Source organism: Ruegeria sp. CDSC051, from assembly GCF_059610665.1.
This window is the reverse complement of record NZ_JBXWOC010000001.1, coordinates 846,117-861,620: the sequence shown is the minus strand read 5'-3', so window position 1 is coordinate 861,620 and position 15,504 is coordinate 846,117. Positions and strand designations below refer to the sequence as shown.

General features: G+C 56.7%; 16 protein-coding genes and 1 tRNA gene. 11 read left to right on the top strand and 6 right to left on the bottom strand.

Features of this window, described 5'->3' with window-relative positions:
• Positions 1–76 precede the first annotated feature (76 nt).
• The 6 genes from AC2FH0_RS04425 to AC2FH0_RS04400 all read left to right on the top strand — a co-directional run bounded on the left by AC2FH0_RS04425 (position 77) and on the right by AC2FH0_RS04400 (position 4,755).
• Positions 77–166: transfer RNA gene (locus AC2FH0_RS04425), tRNA-Ser, on the top strand.
• Positions 167–529: 363 nt separating this feature from the next.
• On the top strand, positions 530–1,489 hold the full coding sequence (locus tag AC2FH0_RS04420) for a glycosyltransferase family 2 protein (RefSeq protein ID WP_496709342.1): 960 nt from the start codon (positions 530–532) through the stop codon (positions 1,487–1,489).
• Positions 1,486–1,872 (top strand): GtrA family protein, encoded by a 387-nt coding sequence (locus tag AC2FH0_RS04415; RefSeq protein ID WP_496709343.1) that lies wholly within the window; start codon positions 1,486–1,488, stop codon positions 1,870–1,872. Before AC2FH0_RS04420 ends, AC2FH0_RS04415 begins: the two co-directional genes overlap by 4 nt.
• A 9-nt stretch (positions 1,873–1,881) precedes the next feature.
• Positions 1,882–2,631 (top strand): methyltransferase domain-containing protein, encoded by a 750-nt coding sequence (locus AC2FH0_RS04410; RefSeq protein ID WP_496788671.1) that lies wholly within the window; start codon positions 1,882–1,884, stop codon positions 2,629–2,631.
• Complete coding sequence (locus AC2FH0_RS04405) at positions 2,628–4,037, top strand: hypothetical protein (protein WP_496788670.1); 1,410 nt, start codon at positions 2,628–2,630, stop codon at positions 4,035–4,037. Before AC2FH0_RS04410 ends, AC2FH0_RS04405 begins: the two co-directional genes overlap by 4 nt.
• 40 nt (positions 4,038–4,077) lie before the next feature.
• Positions 4,078–4,755, top strand: a complete 678-nt coding sequence (locus tag AC2FH0_RS04400; RefSeq protein ID WP_496709345.1) for a YrbL family protein — start codon at positions 4,078–4,080, stop codon at positions 4,753–4,755.
• A 3-nt stretch (positions 4,756–4,758) separates the two neighbouring features.
• On the opposite strand, the gene AC2FH0_RS04395 is transcribed toward AC2FH0_RS04400, so the two are convergent.
• Positions 4,759–5,637 carry a LysR family transcriptional regulator gene (locus AC2FH0_RS04395; RefSeq protein WP_496700846.1) on the bottom strand — a complete coding sequence of 293 codons (879 nt, stop codon included), beginning with the start codon at positions 5,635–5,637 and terminating at the stop codon, positions 4,759–4,761.
• A 211-nt stretch (positions 5,638–5,848) separates the two neighbouring features.
• Here AC2FH0_RS04395 and AC2FH0_RS04390 point away from each other — a divergent pair, with 211 nt between their 5' ends.
• Entirely contained in the window at positions 5,849–6,097 is a 249-nt protein-coding gene (locus AC2FH0_RS04390) for a hypothetical protein (RefSeq protein WP_142634203.1), read from the top strand.
• A 43-nt stretch (positions 6,098–6,140) separates the two neighbouring features.
• Positions 6,141–7,145, top strand: coding sequence for a GlxA family transcriptional regulator (locus tag AC2FH0_RS04385; protein WP_271946744.1), 1,005 nt, complete (start codon positions 6,141–6,143; stop codon positions 7,143–7,145).
• Between the two features lie 7 nt (positions 7,146–7,152).
• Here the strand turns inward: AC2FH0_RS04385 and AC2FH0_RS04380 are convergent, their stop codons facing one another.
• The 5 genes from AC2FH0_RS04380 to AC2FH0_RS04360 form a co-directional block, all read right to left on the bottom strand.
• Positions 7,153–7,713, bottom strand: coding sequence for a sarcosine oxidase subunit gamma (locus AC2FH0_RS04380; RefSeq protein ID WP_496785255.1), 561 nt, complete (start codon positions 7,711–7,713; stop codon positions 7,153–7,155).
• Positions 7,706–10,651, bottom strand: coding sequence for a sarcosine oxidase subunit alpha family protein (locus AC2FH0_RS04375; RefSeq protein ID WP_496788669.1), 2,946 nt, complete (start codon positions 10,649–10,651; stop codon positions 7,706–7,708). Before AC2FH0_RS04375 ends, AC2FH0_RS04380 begins: the two co-directional genes overlap by 8 nt.
• Positions 10,648–10,935, bottom strand: a complete 288-nt coding sequence (locus AC2FH0_RS04370) for a sarcosine oxidase subunit delta (RefSeq protein WP_496788668.1) — start codon at positions 10,933–10,935, stop codon at positions 10,648–10,650. Before AC2FH0_RS04370 ends, AC2FH0_RS04375 begins: the two co-directional genes overlap by 4 nt.
• Before the next feature lie 14 nt (positions 10,936–10,949).
• On the bottom strand, positions 10,950–12,200 hold the full coding sequence (locus AC2FH0_RS04365; RefSeq protein ID WP_496749050.1) for a sarcosine oxidase subunit beta family protein: 1,251 nt from the start codon (positions 12,198–12,200) through the stop codon (positions 10,950–10,952).
• 85 nt (positions 12,201–12,285) lie between these two features.
• Entirely contained in the window at positions 12,286–13,134 is an 849-nt protein-coding gene (locus AC2FH0_RS04360; RefSeq protein WP_496788666.1) for a LysR family transcriptional regulator, read from the bottom strand.
• Positions 13,135–13,242: 108 nt separating this feature from the next.
• Between AC2FH0_RS04360 and AC2FH0_RS04355 the strand changes: the two genes are divergently transcribed.
• From AC2FH0_RS04355 to AC2FH0_RS04345, 3 genes are read left to right on the top strand one after another with little or no spacing between them, the layout of a single operon-like run.
• On the top strand, positions 13,243–13,842 hold the full coding sequence (locus AC2FH0_RS04355) for an amino acid synthesis family protein (RefSeq protein ID WP_496788665.1): 600 nt from the start codon (positions 13,243–13,245) through the stop codon (positions 13,840–13,842).
• Complete coding sequence (locus tag AC2FH0_RS04350) at positions 13,814–14,593, top strand: alpha/beta fold hydrolase (RefSeq protein ID WP_496788664.1); 780 nt, start codon at positions 13,814–13,816, stop codon at positions 14,591–14,593. Before AC2FH0_RS04355 ends, AC2FH0_RS04350 begins: the two co-directional genes overlap by 29 nt.
• Positions 14,590–15,498 (top strand): flavin reductase family protein, encoded by a 909-nt coding sequence (locus AC2FH0_RS04345; RefSeq protein WP_496788663.1) that lies wholly within the window; start codon positions 14,590–14,592, stop codon positions 15,496–15,498. Before AC2FH0_RS04350 ends, AC2FH0_RS04345 begins: the two co-directional genes overlap by 4 nt.
• Positions 15,499–15,504 lie beyond the last annotated feature (6 nt).

Here is a 15,504-nt window from a genome sequence, read left to right as displayed (position 1 = left end):
CCTGAAACGAGCCAGAGAATTTTACGCTAATCGGGCCTTGCAAATCCTCAGGCGATAGTCCAAATAACGCCCGCACGGAGAGGTGGCCGAGTGGTCGAAGGCGCACGCCTGGAAAGTGTGTAGGCGGGAGACCGTCTCCAGGGTTCGAATCCCTGTCTCTCCGCCACAACACCAGCTCTTGTCTTGGACGCTTAGGTGTTTCACATCTCAGACATTGTTTTCGAGCCCCCCAGCAAAAAAGGCTCGGTAAGCGATTCACATAACCCATGTTGAGCGAATTCATCCAATTTAGATGGCCCAGAATTACTGTTTCTTGCAGGCAAGGGAATTTCAGGATGAGAGGCAGCCAAACTGTTGGGTAGGGCCTATTCCTGTGTCGGTTGGGTAACTACAGGTGAAAACTCGGCGCTCGGCTTGTTCGCTGATGCGTCTGTTGGGATATCAATACATCTACAACGCCAAGTGAACGCTATTCCTTGGCTGGTCCGTTTTGCGATAGGTGCGCCGCAAAATTGCGCCCGGAGGTTAGATGTTACTGTCTGTCGTCATTCCATGCATGAACGAAGAGGAGTCGATCCCCTTACTGGTGGAGCGCCTGATCGCTGCGACTGAACAGTGGAACGCCGAATCCGAGATTATTCTGGTGGATGATGGGTCTAATGACGAAACATGGCGCGCAATCTGTGCCCAAAGCGAGTTTCACCCGCGTATTCGCGGTTTGAAGCTATCGGGTAACCGCGGTCACCAGATCGCTCTGACAGCGGGGCTGAATGCAGCCCTAGGGCAGCGGATTTTCATGTTGGATGCTGATCTGCAAGACCCGCCGGAGCTTTTGTCGGACATGATGGCGATGATGGATCAGGGTTATGATGTGGTTTATGGGCGTCGGAGTGAGCGAAAAGGCGAAAGTTGGATTAAGAAAGTAACAGCTCATGGTTTCTACCGCATATTGAACCGGCTTTCGGACGTACCCATTCCAAATGACACGGGTGATTTCCGGCTTGTTAGCCGTCGGGCGCTGGATGCGGTTCTGAGTATGCCGGAACGCGCGCGGTTCGTTCGGGGCATGTTCGCTTGGGTTGGTTTCCGTCAAATCGGGATCGAATACATCCGCGACCCACGGATCGCGGGCGAGACCAAATACCCGATGTCCAAGATGATCCGCTTTGCGCTTGATGCACTGGCGAGTTTTTCGATCAAACCGCTGCAGATCGCCACACGAATGGCCTTTCTGACACTGATTATCGCCGCGCTGATGGCGGTCTACGTCTTTTGGTCCTTGATCCTTTACAACGCAGTTGCGGGTTGGGCGTCGACGGTTCTGGTGATCAGTTTCTTCTCGGGTATCCAGCTGTTGACGCTTGGAATCATGGGGGAATATCTCGGACGTCTGTATATCGAGGCCAAAAACCGACCACTCTATTTTGTAGATCAAGAGACCTCAGAGATTTTGGACACCATAGTAGAAGAGAAGACCGCGCAGAAATGAGCGAACGGCGCCGCATAATCCGGTTTGCCATCGTGGGCTTATGCGTGGCTGGTTACTACATGCTGGCTTATCTGGGCCTGTTGCGCGTGTTTCATTCGCCCTGGATCGCCAATGCATTGGCTTTTGGGTCCGCAATCCTGATCCAATATATTGGGCAAACAGTCTGGACCTTCGGGCAGGCGCTGGTGGTTCCTGCACAGTTTGGGCGGTTTCTTTGCATGGTCGGAATTGGGCTGCTGGTTTCAGCTGCGATTACCGGACTGGCCGGCCCTCGTTTTGGCCTGAGCGAAGTTGTCTCGGCCGCTGTCGTTGTAGTTGTTCTACCTGTGATCAACTTCGCGTTCCTACGGCTGTGGGTCTATAAACCGCAGAATTCAACCTAGAGATTGGCAATGTCGCATATCTATTCAAACGAGTTCTTTGACTATATTGACCAGGGCGCCCGGCGGTCCGCAAACAGGCTAATTGCTTGCCTTCTAGGAAAAATCTCTGCGGACAGTGTCGTGGACTTTGGCTGCGGGCGGGGTGTGTGGCTGTCGGAGTGGCAGGCCGCGGGTTGTAAGGATATTGCCGGTGTCGATGGCGACTATGTGGATCGTGACAAGCTTGCGATACCGGCTGAGGCGTTTATCGGTGCAGATCTGTCCGAACCGGTCGAGCTTGGACGCCAGTTTGATTTGGCTCAGTCGCTTGAGGTCGGTGAACACTTGCCGCATGACGCGTCGGCCAGCCTGGTTCAGAGCCTGACCACACATAGCGATCTGGTCCTGTTCTCAGCCGCCGTTCCGGGGCAGGGCGGCGAGTTTCACATAAATGAACAGCGCCTGTCCTTTTGGCAGGGTTTGTTCGCTGAACGGGGATACACGGCCTATGATTGTTTGCGGCCTGAGATGTTCGGGGATCAATCGATCGAACCCTGGTATCGGTATAATTCTGTCCTCTATGCGAACCAATCAGGGGCAGCCCGGCTGTCTCAGGACGTGCTGGATACCAAAGTCGCGCCCGGCGCGTTGAAAGAGGTCGGCAGTTTAGGCTGGACCCTACGCAAGCTGGTTGTGCGTGCCTTGCCCCGGTCGGCTGTCACCGCTATCGCTCAGGTCCGGGCCTCTGCTATTGCAAGGTCATATGGCGACAAATCATGACGGAAAAAACACCTCGGCAGGAGTTTCTTTTTCTGTCCCTGCTTTGCACCGCTGCGTTGTTCCTGATCAACTGGCCACAGCTTTTCGACCCTTTCGTACGTCATGATGATTTCCCGGCGCTGCTGGGCTGGACCGAGATTGCCTACAACAAGGCCTTGGATGAAGGTCGTTGGTTGAACTACTGGTGGCAGTTCCGGCCATTTCTATGGCCCTCACAAATAAGCATGTATCTCTATAACATAGCCTGGGGCTTGTTCTCGGCTGCGGCGGCAGTCGCGATCATGGAGCGTTCGGACCCGATCTGGTACAAAGGTTATCTTGCGCTATTCATTGCGTTTTCGGTTCCAGCATTCCTGATTTCATACTGGTTCAACACGTTGCTGCCGGGGATCTGGGTTATCACCTTGTACAGCCTGGCAGTTCTGTTTCTTCCGCATCGTGTGTCGCTGGCCCTGTTGGTTCTAGCAGTGCCCTTATCCTTCATGGCCTACACGACCTATCCGTTCCTGTTGCTGACACTGATCCTGCTGTCAAACAAGGCACCAAAAACCTATACAAACGTCGCTGTTACGTTGATCATTTTCTTTGTCAGCCTGGTTCTGGCGCTCCTGTGTGTTTACACCCTGAACTACTTCTACCATGGCATATTCGGTATTCCGGTTGCTGAATGGCGTGGGCCGAACGAAGTAAATTCGGTCGATGACCTGCTGCTGAACCTTACCAAGGTCAAAGTATTCCTCCGATCCATCATCTATACAATGGGCGGAGGGACAATCAGCTATGGCTTGATGCTCTTGGCCCTATTTGCAGGCGCCTGGGGGTTCCTGTTTACCCGAAGACGGCTGTTTGCCGTCGCGATCCTGATGGCTGCAATTGCTGGCCTGGCACCGCTTATCCTCAAGGCGATGATGTCGGGGGTGCAGGTCCCTGTCCGGGCATTGAACTGGCTTTGGATCTTGTTTGGGGTCGTGCTTACCACGTGTGGGGTTCAGTTTCTGCAGTCTTCAAAAAGATGGTTAAGTGTTTCGCGTATCTTGTTGATGTGCGTGTTGATGATCAATTTGATGCTCATTGGCAAAACATCGTTTATGTTCATCCCGCCTTGGCAAAAAGCAACGCGCGCATTGGCGCAAAGCCTGCCTGAACAGGCCGAAACCGTGTATATTTATGGACATTTTCTTGGCGTGAATGGTGCGGCAGACGCCAGAGTTCAATTCGAACGGGGGCTGCGGTTGCGGTTCAACTATCTGACCGGGGCCGAGATCATCATGTGCTGGAAGCAGCCCGATAGATGCGATGGGATTACACCTCCGTTCGATCCAGGCGACTGGGTCTCGACGCCTGTTGTCGTATCAACTGGTGACCAGGCCTTTATCCTTTTGCCGCGTCCTAATCTTGGGCCCTGATCAAAAGGTGAGTTGTAACAGGTTTGAGAAAATTCTATGAATGCGCCCACTTGGGCTGTCCGGCATTCAAGGACACATACCCCAACCCCTGTTGGAACACCCGGACATGATTGACCTGAGCGACCACAAACCCCTGCGAAAAAGTCGCAACTATCTGATTTATCAGCACCCCGAGGTCGAAGGGGCGCTGCTGAAAGTGCGGGTGGACGAACCTGTGCGTAGCCATTTTCTGCCGCGTTATGCCGAATGGCGCTATGGCAATCTGCGCCAATGGAACCGCGAAGCAAACGAATATCTGGCGGCGCTCAACCGTGGATGCCCCGAGATCGAGAGGTTGGCGCAATTCATGGGATATGCGCCAACATCAGCGGGCCCGGCGATAGTGGTGGAAAAACTGACCGGCCCGGACGGAGATCTTGCGCCAACCCTGCATTCGGAACGCGTCGCGCTGGCCAAGGATCAAGCCGGACGTGAACGTCTTCATGCTGAATTGATGGAACTGTTTGACGATCTCGAAAGCGGCCGGATCATTGTGGGTGACATGGGGTTCGAAAACATCGTTCGTGCGCAGGAAAGAAGCGGCAAGCTGACCGTGATTGACGGCGTTGGCGAGAGGGTTCTTTTTCCGCTGTCACTGGTCAGCGAAACAGCGTTCCGCAAGTCAATCGACCGCCGGCGACAGAGGATGTCGAGTGGCTTTGGTTTAATGAAGACCTGACCACTAAACTGCTACGCGCAGGGGAAACGCGCGTTCGACCTCTTTTGCTATCTCCGCAATCAGGGCTTTTGTCACGGCGTTGCGGTTGTTCATCTGAACCCGTGCGACATAGGCAAGCTCTGGAGGGGTAGGAAAGACATCGTTGATGACTTCCATGTCTGGTGTAATGTGCATCCCGTTCAATAGCGCTATGCCCAGCCCAGATCGAACAGCCGACTGGATTCCTGCTGCACTTGGACATTCCAGGATATTGTCAAAACGGTGGTCCTGCTGCTGACTGTCTTCCATTCCCCATCTTCGGTAGAAACACTGTGTGTCAAAGGACAGAAACGGAACCGGTTCTGACAGATTCAGACGATAGTCGGGTGATTTGACCCAATGAAGGGAATCCTGAAACAGGATCAGATCTTCGGGCTGCACGTCGTTGCGAAATATCTGAATCACCGCCAAGTCTAATTCACCAGCCTTCAACCAATCCTGAACATTCAGGCTTTGACCAGTGCGGGTTCGTACGCGAACATCGGGGTACAGCCGTGTGAAACGTCCAAGAATTTGGGCGATCCCGCTGGTTGTCGCATCCTCGGTCATGCCAAGCCGCAAGTGGCCGGTGAGCGGCCTGTTACCAAGTGAGGCCACCGCTTCGTCATGCAGAGTGGTAATTCGACGGGCGTATTCACAAAGACGCAGCCCGTCTTCGGTGAACAGGGGGGCACCTTTGCGACGAGTCAGCAGTTTGCAATTCAGTGCGCGCTCTAAACGGCCGATCTTATGGCTGACTGCCGATTGCGAAAGCGCCAGATGTCGGGCCGCACGGGTTACACCACCATAGGTCGCGATTGCGAGCAGCGCGCGCAAGGCGTCTATTTCCAAACGTTCGTTCATGATTTCCCATGACAGATTTTGATCATTGAATGATAATCATTCATTTGCGGCAAAGGCAAATGTCAGATTAGGTATCGCGAACACAATGTACGCGGAGCTTCGAAATGAACAATCTATACCCGGAGGATATCACAGACTTCGAACATCAGTCGGCATGCAAATCTGGTTTGCTGACGCTGTCTTCTTCTTTCGGCAAAGGAAAGTGTAACTGATGACGGAAGACAGAACAGCTAACCGCCGCCTGACAACACTGTTTGAGATCACCGGATCGGTTCTGGCCATGGCTTATGCCTTGCTGATTGCTTCGAATATTGGCGCTGAGATTCTTGGATTCTCTCTACTGTTGGTGTCGTCTGCACTGTTTGCCGCATGGGCATTGATTGATCGGCGCTGGACGTTTTTGCTGTTGCAGGCGTTCTATGCGACCTCTGCCATTATTGGACTGATCCGTTGGGCATAAACTTGGTGTAGGGTTGCCGCCAGGAACTTGTTAGGACGGATCTATGACGGATCAGGACAGAATCGATATCGGCTTTCTGCTGTTTGATGGCTTTCCGATGGCTTGTTTGACATCGGTGATCGAACCCCTGCGGGCGGCCAATGAAATCGCAGGTCATCAAGCGTTTAGATGGTCGCTGGTTTCTGAACGTGGTCAAAAGGTTCAGTCAAGCGCAGGGGTTGGGTTCGAAGCAGATCGCGCGTTGGCGGACTGCAGGAATATCGACATTCTATTCCTGCTCAGCAGCCCGTCTTCGGTCTTTGACAACGCTGTTAGCGGCAATGCCTTGCTGCGTGGTCTTGGGAGGCACGGAACAGTTCTGGGCGGGATCAGCGGTGGCGTATTCCCTCTTGTGCGATCCGGTGCAATGGCAGGTCAGCCGGTCTCGGTCCACTGGTGCTATGAGGCGGCATTTGAGGCCGAGTTTCCCGATATGGACGCCCGGAGCGAAGTGATCGTGCGCACCGTGACGCGCTATACCGCCGCCGGTGCAGCGGCAGGGTTCGACCTGGCACTGCATTTGGTTCACGACCGCTTGGGCGGTGACATTGCGCATGAGGTTGCGTGCTGGTTTCAACATCCGATGATGCGCGGTGCGGCAGTGCGTCAGCAGGTGCCCAATGCGACAGCGCCGAAAACGGGAGACCGCCTTCCACCGCTTGTTTCACGCAGCGTTGAAATGTTTGCCGCCAATATAGGTCAAGCGATCTCGATTGCCGAAGTTGCGAAACAAATGGGCGTCACACCTCGTCAGATCGAGCGGGCATTCAAACAGGCAACCGGACACAGCCCCAGCCATTATTACCGCGCAATGCGGATGAAGGCGGCGCGTCAGATGGTGGTTTATACCAAAGACCCCATTTCCCAGATCGCGGCCGCTGTCGGCTATGGATCTGTCGCGCCCTTGGTGACGCATTACCGGTCGGCTTTTGGCCTGAGCCCCAGCGAGGACAGGCGCCGCATAAACCGTTTCCGGGTTGAGGATAACGCCCCTTTGCCCTCGGTCTAGGCGCTGACTAAAGCGCCGATCGCATCGCCGTCAGGATCGCATGGTGCAGAGATTTGGCGGACGAGCGCGGGCCATAGAGGCTGTAGTGATCCGAACCACGACACAGCACGAAACAGCCAATATGGTGGATCGAGCTGCGCGCCGCCGTTCCCTTAGTCAATATGCGCAGATCCAACTGGCACAAAAGCTCCAGCACTGCTTGAATGTTCGCACCAGCCAGGTCGAAACGCACCCAGGCATCGGTCTGTTCCGTGACCGAGGCCGCAGACCCAATGGCAGATTTAACTTGCGTAGCAAGGTCCTCGTGCGTGTCATGCGGTGCTTCAACCATCCATTGCTCTGGCCCCGCCCAAAAGGCGGTGATTGCGGTTCCTTCAAACCTCTGGACCTTTGGTGCCTCAGCACCAATTAGTTTCTTCAATGCGGCTTTGGCCGCTGTTTCCTGACCGAGCCGCGCCGCGACTGATGCCAACGCCACGCCCGGTATCTCGGAACAGGTGACAGGCCCAACCGTGTCTACCCGAGGGTCAGCCGCGCCGAGGGCGGTTATCGCAACCAGATTATCCACGCAGACGTTCTCCTTCTGGGTCAACGAAATGGGCCGAGACAATTTCCACCTCGACCGTCAGGTCCGTCAGCGGAGAGACAAGGCGCATTTTTTCGCCCAGCCTGTCGCTGCCGTTTTTCAACAATCCCAGCCCGATGCTACTGTTCAGAATGGGCGAGTAGACGGCTGAGGTGACATAGCCCTGATCATGGGCTGCATCGACCGGGCCGTCAGTGTTCATCAGGTGGCCACCGGCGGTTACCTTGTTTTCGGGTTCCAACGGCTTGATCCCGACCAGCATCAGCGCGTCCGGTTGGTTCAGGGCCTCGCGTTCCGACAGGGTTGATCCGATACTGTCTTTCTTTTTGGACACCATGCGGCCCATTCCCAGGTTCAGGGCGGTTGTGGTGCCGTTCAACTCGCTGCCTGCAGCATGGCCTTTTTCGACCCGCATGACGCCCAGTGCTTCGGTGCCATAGGGGACAACGTCGAACTCTTCGCCCTCGGTCATCAGCCGCCGCATCAGCGCGTCGCCATAGCGAGAGGGAACCGCGATTTCGAATGCCAACTCGCCAGAGAACGAAATCCGGAACAGCCGCGCCCGATGGCCGCCACACACGGTGATGGTGCCGCAGGCCATGAAAGGGAAGCCCTCATTCGAGATGTCGAATTCCGGGTCGACGATCTTTTGCAACAGCTTGCGCGAATTGGGCCCGGCGACCGCATATTGCGCCCATCCCTCGGTGGTGGAAATCAACTGCACGTCCATGTCCGGGCACAGGCACTGGCGCACGAACTCCATGTGGCGATAGACCAATACGGCATTTGCGGTCGTTGTGGTTACGACGAAATGATCCTCGGCCAGTCGCGCGGCGGTGCCGTCATCCATGGCTATGCCATCTTCGCGCAGCATCAGGCCATAGCGGGTTTTGCCGACTGCCAGCTTGGCGAAAGCATTGGCATAGACGCGGTTCAGGAACGCTGCCGCATCGGTGCCCTGGACGTCGATTTTGCCCAAAGTCGTACAATCGCACACCCCGACCGAGGCGCGGGTCTGGCGCACTTCACGGTCCACGCTCTCGCGCCAATGGGTCTCGCCGGGCAGGGGGAACCACTGCGCGCGCAGCCAGTTGCCAACCTCGACAAACACCGCGCCGCGTTCTTCGGCCCAGTGATGTGAGGGCGTCAGGCGGGTAGGGTGGAACTCTTTGCCCTTCATCCGGCCTGCGAAAGTAGCAATCGGAACAGGAGTGTAGGGCGGGCGGAAGATGGTGGTACCGGTCTCGGGGATCGACTTACCGGCCAGCTCGGCCATGATCGCCAGCCCGCCGATATTCGAGGTCTTGCCCTGGTCCGTGGCCATGCCCAGCGTGGTATAGCGTTTCAGATGCTCGACCGAACGGAAGCCCTCCTGATAGCTGAGACGGACATCCTTGACCGTCACATCGTTCTGCTGGTCAAGCCAGGCGCGTTTGCAGCCCTGCACGTACCAGAATGGGGTCTGCGCGATGGGTGCGTCCTCGGCCTCGGGCAGATCGGGTTTGGCGCTGGTCAGGTCCAAAGCGGCGATTGCGGCCTCGGCGCCAGAACGCAGCGCGCCGTGGGTGGACATATCGCCGTTTGCCGCACCGGCGACGGACATGCCAACCGGCAGGTCTGCGCCGGGAACAAAGGCGGCCAGCGTCTCATCCCAGGTGGGGCGGCCCCGCTGATGACAGGTCATGTGGACATTCGGGTTCCACCCACCAGAAACGCCCAAGGCACCACATTCCAATGTCCGGGTTGAGCCATCGGGCAGGGCGACTTCGACAAAACTCAGCCCCAGACGGCCCTTGGTATTTGTGACCTGAGCGCCCTGTAGAACTTCGTATTCGTGGCTGATTGGCGCGTCCTTGCGTACATCGATCACCGCGGTGATTTTCACACCTTTGGCGTGCAGATCAGCTGCGGTGCGGTGACCGTCATCATTGTTGGTAAAGACCGCGACGCGCTGCGATACCGCTGCTCCAAACCGGTTGGCATAGGTCCGCAGGGCGCTGGCTGTCATGATGCCGGGGCGATCATTGTTTTCGAACGCGATTGGCCGCTCGGTCGCGCCTGCGCACAGCAGCGCCTTTTGGGTATAGATACGCCACAGGATTTGCCGGGGTTTGCCTGCGGGCAGACTGGGCAGATGATCGCCCGTACGCTCGACTGCGCCATAAATTCCGTGGTCAAACGCGCCGATGACCGTGGTGCGCGGCATCAGGCGCACATTGGGAAGCGCGGACAGCTCGGCCACAGCCTGCGCCGCCCAGTCAGACGCCGCAGCATCGTCAATGATGAGTGTTTCGCTGTTCAGGCGACCGCCAAGGGCGAAATCCTCATCCGCCAGAATGACGTCCGAGCCCGCACGACCAGCGGTCAAAGCGGCCATAAGCCCGGCTGGTCCGGCACCGATGATCAGCAGATCGCAATGGCGAAAGCCCTTGTCGTATTCGTCCGGGTCCTCTTGCATCGAAAGCGATCCAAGCCCGGCTGCGCGACGGATTGTAGGCTCGTACAGCTTTTCCCAGAAGGCTGCAGGCCACATGAAAGTCTTGTAGTAGAAACCCGCAGACAGGAAGTTGGAAAACATGTCATTCACGGCCAGCGCGTCGAATTTCAGGCTGGGCCAGCGGTTCTGTGATCGCGCCTCAAGCCCCTCGAACATCTCGATGGTTGTTGCGCGGGTATTGGGCTCTTTGCGGGCACCCGAGCGTAGTTCGACCAGGCCGTTCGGCTCTTCGGATCCTGCGGTCAGCAATCCGCGCGGACGGTGGTATTTGAAAGACCGCCCGATCAGACGCACATCATTGGCCAGCAGGGCAGATGCCAAAGTGTCGCCGGGATGGGCGGTATAGCTGCGCCCGTCAAAGCGGAAGTTCAGCGTTGTATTGCGGTCGATCTGTCCGCCGTTCAGCCGGTTCACCTGCGTCATTTGGAGCGCCCCCGTGCGCGGGCCACATCGCGGGCCAGTTCCACCTTTGAAATCTCGTGGGTCAGCGTGTTGCGCGTCACGACCAGCCAGGATCGGTCGCCTGTTTCGTGGTACCAAAGCTCTCGGTGTTCGCCTGCCGGGTTGTCGCGCAGATAGGCATAGTCGTGAAAGACCTCGGCGGCATTTTCCGCCTGCCAATCGGGGCGGTCAATCAGCGCGGCGTCGCCCAGATAGGTGAATTCCGATGCGTCGCGAGGCCCAAGAAGGGGGTGGTTGATTATCATGTCTGCTGTCCCCTTTAATGCAGGTTGGGCTGATTGCCCGCGCCTTTTTCGTCGATCATCCGGCCGGTGCGGAACCGGTCCAACCGATAGGCCGTTGCGACAGGGTGCGGTTCGTCCTTCGCAAGCAGATGTGCAAAGCAATAGCCCGAAGCCGGAGTTGCCTTGAACCCGCCATAGCACCAGCCCCCGTTGAAATAGAGGCCCTCGACCGGCGTTTGGTCAATGATCGGAGAGCCATCCATCGACATGTCCATCACGCCACCCCACATCCGCAGCAACCGGGCGCGTCCGATCATCGGCATCAATGCCATGCCACCTTCGCAAACATCCTCGACCACGGGCAAGTTGCCGCGTTGGGCATAGGTGTTATAGCCGTCAAGATCGCCACCAAACACCAGCCCGCCCTTGTCGGACTGACTGACATAAAAATGCCCCGCGCCATAGGTGATGACACTGGGCAGGACAGGCTTTAGCCCCTCAGATACAAAGGCTTGTAGAACGTGGCTTTCGATAGGCAGGCGCAGTCCGGCCATCCCCATAACGCGCCCCGAACTGCCCGCAACTGCGCATCCGACTTTGGAGGCGCCGATAAAGCCCTTAGTCGTTTCGACCCCAAGACATTTGCCATCTTCGATCCGCAGCCCGGTAACTTCACAGTTCTGGATAATATCGACGCCATGCAGGTCGGCTGACCGGGCATAGCCCCAGGCCACTGCATCATGGCGCACGGTGCCGCCGCGCCGTTGAACAAGGCCGCCCTTGATCGGAAAGCGAGCGTCGTCGAAATTCAGATAAGGGTGTTCGCGCCGCACCTGATCTGCGTCCAGCAATTCGGCATCGGCCCCGTTCAGGATCATCGCATTGCCACGTCGCGTATAGGCGTCACGCTGTCCGTCTGTATGGAACAGATTGACGATACCGCGCTGACTGACCATTGCGTTATAGTTCAGGTCCTGCTCGAGCCCTTCCCACAGCTTCAGCGAGAACTCATAGAACGGCTCATTCCCATCCAGCAGGTAGTTCGAGCGAATGATCGTGGTGTTTCGGCCCACATTTCCGCCACCGATCCAGCCTTTCTCGATTACGGCAACATTTCGTTGGCCGTAGATTTTGGAAAGGTAATGCGCGGTTGCCAGACCATGCCCGCCGCCGCCGATTACGATGATGTCGTAATGGGCCTTAGGTTCAGGTTCACGCCAAACCGGTTTCCACCCTTTGTGGCCGGTTAGCGCCTCTTTGAAAACTCGAAAGCCGGAATATCTCATGAATCGGACCTTTTCTTCCAAACTTCATTATTTTCGGGCGCGGCGATATCCCCATATGCGACATGGGTGTGTCTGAATCAGACCCTCAGGCACAAGAAATAAGGCCGGAAAACCAATCGGTGAAATCCGATACCTCGGCTGAGTTGCGAAGGACGGATAAAAAATAGCCCTCACTGGCGGGTGCGGAATCTTTGCTGGCAAGGCGGACTTTGCCTGATTTCAGGGCGTGCTCTGCGATGATAGAGTTCACCAGCGCAACACCGCTGCCTGAAACAGAAAGTTGCAGGGCGAGGCCATAGGAATCCACAAAATATGATGGCTTGCGCAGTTTCTGGCCGGTGATTTCACCCCATGACGCCCAACTGTCCGATGTGCCAACGGATTCGATCAGAGGCAGATCAAGCCAATTGCCGCTTAGATTCGGCGACACCACCGGGACAAGGCGATTGGGATTCAACGGTTTCGCATTTTTCCCGACTTGTTTTTCTGAACCAAAGCGTACCTCAATATCGGCGCGCGATGCTGCGTATTCGTCAGGCCAGATCGTGCTGACAAATCGGAGTGAGGTTTCCGGGTGCTGGGCCTGAAATTCGGGTAATGCCGGCGAGATGACCCATTCGATAATACTGATGGAGGCTGCGACCGTGATATGGCGTGCCTTTTCCTCGGCCAAATAGGGTGAGGCGGCGGAGTGCAGCATGTCCAAGGCCGTCTCGACCTGCGGCAACAGCTTCCGCCCCTCATCGGTCAAAGACAGGCCGCGCGCATGGCGGTGGAACAGGACAACGCCCAGCCGGGTTTCCAGTGCTCTGATTTGTTGGCTGACGGCGGATTGCGTCAGCCCGATCTCATCCGCTGCAGCAGTTGAACTAAGCCGCCGCGCCGCTGCTTCGAACGACCGGAACCACGTCAGGGGAGGGAGTGTTTTTGCCATCGGTAACCGGCCTATTAGTGTTGTTAATACCTAAGGCTCAAGTTCTTTCGTTTGTCAAAAGATGTTTCTAACGGTGATATTTCCTCAAGCAGTTTTGGGGAGGCGCTTGTGCAACCAAATATCAGAAAAATAGTGACTTTCGACGAAGAGGTTCTGGTAGAAGGATTTCGGGCAGCGGAACGCCCGTGGCGCATGTTTGCCGTTGCGGCGGTTGTGTCGAACCCCTGGGCTGGTCGGTATGTCGAGGATCTGAGACCGGAAATTCTGGCCTATGGGCCTGTGCTGGGGCAAATGTTGACTGACCGAATGGTCACGCTTGCAGGTGGCGGCGAGGTGATCGAAGCCTATGGCAAAGCGGCGGTTGTTGGGCTGGATGGCGAGGTCGAACATGCCTCGGGCCTGATCCACACGCTGCATTTCGGGAATTACTATCGTCAAGCGGTTGGGGCCAAGTCCTATCTGTCCTTCACCAATACCCGCGGTCCGGCGAACACTCCGATCGTGGTGCCCATGATGGACAAGAATGATGCCGGGCGTAGATCGCATTATCTGACGCTGCAGTTTGCAATCCCCGACGCACCGCGCGCGGATGAAATTGTGGTCGTGCTGGGTGGCGCAACCTCGGGCCGTCCCCATCATCGGATCGGCGACCGTTATCAGGACCTCAAGGATTTGGGCCATGACGTGGACAACCCGGCCTCGGTCTGAACTCAGCACCCTGGCGGTGATTGATCAGGGCCAAGGGCCGCTGGTTATTCTGCTGCACGGGGTTGGCCTGCGGGCCGAGGCGTGGGGTGCGCAGATCGACGCTCTGGTCGCGGCGGGGTATCGTGTCTTGTGCCCGGATATGCCAGGACATGGTCAGTCGAGCTTTGATCATCCGACTGGTTTGGAGGCATACGTGCACCGCACTGCGTCCGTGCTGACAGAGCCCGCTGTCTTGATCGGCCATTCAATGGGCGCCCTGATTGCGCTCCGACTGGCGGCGGATGTGCCAGATAGCGTTCTTGGCGTTGCGGCATTGAATGCGATCCATCGGCGTCCGGTTGCCGCGCACAAGGCCGTCGTCGCACGTGCCTCGGCCTTGGACGTGTCGGGGCCAAATGATCCCACGGTCACGTTGCAACGTTGGTTTGGCGAAGCCTCGTCCGCCGAGCGACAGGCCTGCAGGCGCTGGCTGACTGAGGTTGATCCGGCGGCCTACAAATCCGCATATACCGCTTTTGCTGAAACGGACGGTCCTTCCGATGATGAACTGGCCCGTATCGCTTGTCCCGCCTTGTTCATGACCGGCGCGGATGAGCCGAATTCGACGCCTGAAATGTCTCGGGACATGGCGCGTTTGGTTCCCTCGGGACAAGCGGCAATCATCGCAGGTGCCGCACATATGTTGCCGATGACTCATCCCGCCGAAGTAAACGCACAGCTGTTGGAATTTGTGGGGGGGTGCCAGCCATGACAAGTATGGACCCCCGAGCTTTGCGTGACGCCTTTGGCAGCTTTATGACCGGGGTGACAGTGGTGACGGCACGGGATCCGCAGGGCGCGCCAGTTGGGTTCACCGCAAACTCGTTTTCGTCCGTATCGCTTGACCCGCCATTGCTGCTGGTGTGTCCGGGGAAGTTTCTGTCCAGTCACGATATTTTCGCCAACTGCACCCGGTTTGCAGTGAATGTGCTTGCAGATGGACAGCAAGAGATATCGAACACTTTCGCTGGGTATAAAGGGGACCGGTTTGCAAAGGTCGCGCACAGCAATGGCCTTTTTGATCTACCCCTAATCGACGGGGCGCTGGCGCAGTTTTGCTGCAAGACCCATCAGGTCCTTCCCGCCGGTGATCATACCTTATTGATCGGTGAAGTGGCAGAGTTCTCGCACTCGGTCGGGCAGGGTCTTGGATATGTCGGAGGGTCGTATTTCAGCCTGGGGCTCGAACGTGAAATCGACGCCATGGTACCGACGATATGCGGCGCGATCATCCGCAAAGATGACAGTGTTTTGCTGGAGCAGAGCAACGGTGCCTATCGTCCCGTTCAAATCGCCGGGGTCGAGCGGGGTGGGCAGCGAAACCGATTGACCCAGGGCTTGTCAGAACGTGGACTGAAGGTAGAGGTCGAACAGGTCTATTCCTCATTCGACGATGCGGAAACAAAGCAGCATTACACCTATTTTCTGGCCAGCTGTTCCCGACCAACGCCGCTTGAGGGCGCCGAATGGATCAGAACGGATGTCCTTCCGAACCTGAAATACGTGTCCGGCGGTGTCCGCCACATGATGACCCGCTATGCGATGGAAGCCAAAGAGGGGGATTTTTCTCTCTACCTTGGTGACGCCTCGCAAGGCGACATTCACAGCATACGATAAAGGAGC

Coding starts and splice junctions, on each gene's coding strand:
- AC2FH0_RS04390 (WP_142634203.1), top strand. CDS start 5,849: ATGACGGAAGACAGAACAGCTAACCGCCGCCTGACAACACTGTTTGAG.
- AC2FH0_RS04405 (WP_496788670.1), top strand. CDS start 2,628: ATGACGGAAAAAACACCTCGGCAGGAGTTTCTTTTTCTGTCCCTGCTT.
- AC2FH0_RS04395 (WP_496700846.1), bottom strand. CDS start 5,637: ATGAACGAACGTTTGGAAATAGACGCCTTGCGCGCGCTGCTCGCAATC.
- AC2FH0_RS04420 (WP_496709342.1), top strand. CDS start 530: ATGTTACTGTCTGTCGTCATTCCATGCATGAACGAAGAGGAGTCGATC.
- AC2FH0_RS04415 (WP_496709343.1), top strand. CDS start 1,486: ATGAGCGAACGGCGCCGCATAATCCGGTTTGCCATCGTGGGCTTATGC.
- AC2FH0_RS04360 (WP_496788666.1), bottom strand. CDS start 13,134: ATGGCAAAAACACTCCCTCCCCTGACGTGGTTCCGGTCGTTCGAAGCA.
- AC2FH0_RS04350 (WP_496788664.1), top strand. CDS start 13,814: ATGACGTGGACAACCCGGCCTCGGTCTGAACTCAGCACCCTGGCGGTG.
- AC2FH0_RS04370 (WP_496788668.1), bottom strand. CDS start 10,935: ATGATAATCAACCACCCCCTTCTTGGGCCTCGCGACGCATCGGAATTC.
- AC2FH0_RS04365 (WP_496749050.1), bottom strand. CDS start 12,200: ATGAGATATTCCGGCTTTCGAGTTTTCAAAGAGGCGCTAACCGGCCAC.
- AC2FH0_RS04375 (WP_496788669.1), bottom strand. CDS start 10,651: ATGACGCAGGTGAACCGGCTGAACGGCGGACAGATCGACCGCAATACA.
- AC2FH0_RS04385 (WP_271946744.1), top strand. CDS start 6,141: ATGACGGATCAGGACAGAATCGATATCGGCTTTCTGCTGTTTGATGGC.
- AC2FH0_RS04410 (WP_496788671.1), top strand. CDS start 1,882: ATGTCGCATATCTATTCAAACGAGTTCTTTGACTATATTGACCAGGGC.
- AC2FH0_RS04400 (WP_496709345.1), top strand. CDS start 4,078: ATGCGCCCACTTGGGCTGTCCGGCATTCAAGGACACATACCCCAACCC.
- AC2FH0_RS04345 (WP_496788663.1), top strand. CDS start 14,590: ATGACAAGTATGGACCCCCGAGCTTTGCGTGACGCCTTTGGCAGCTTT.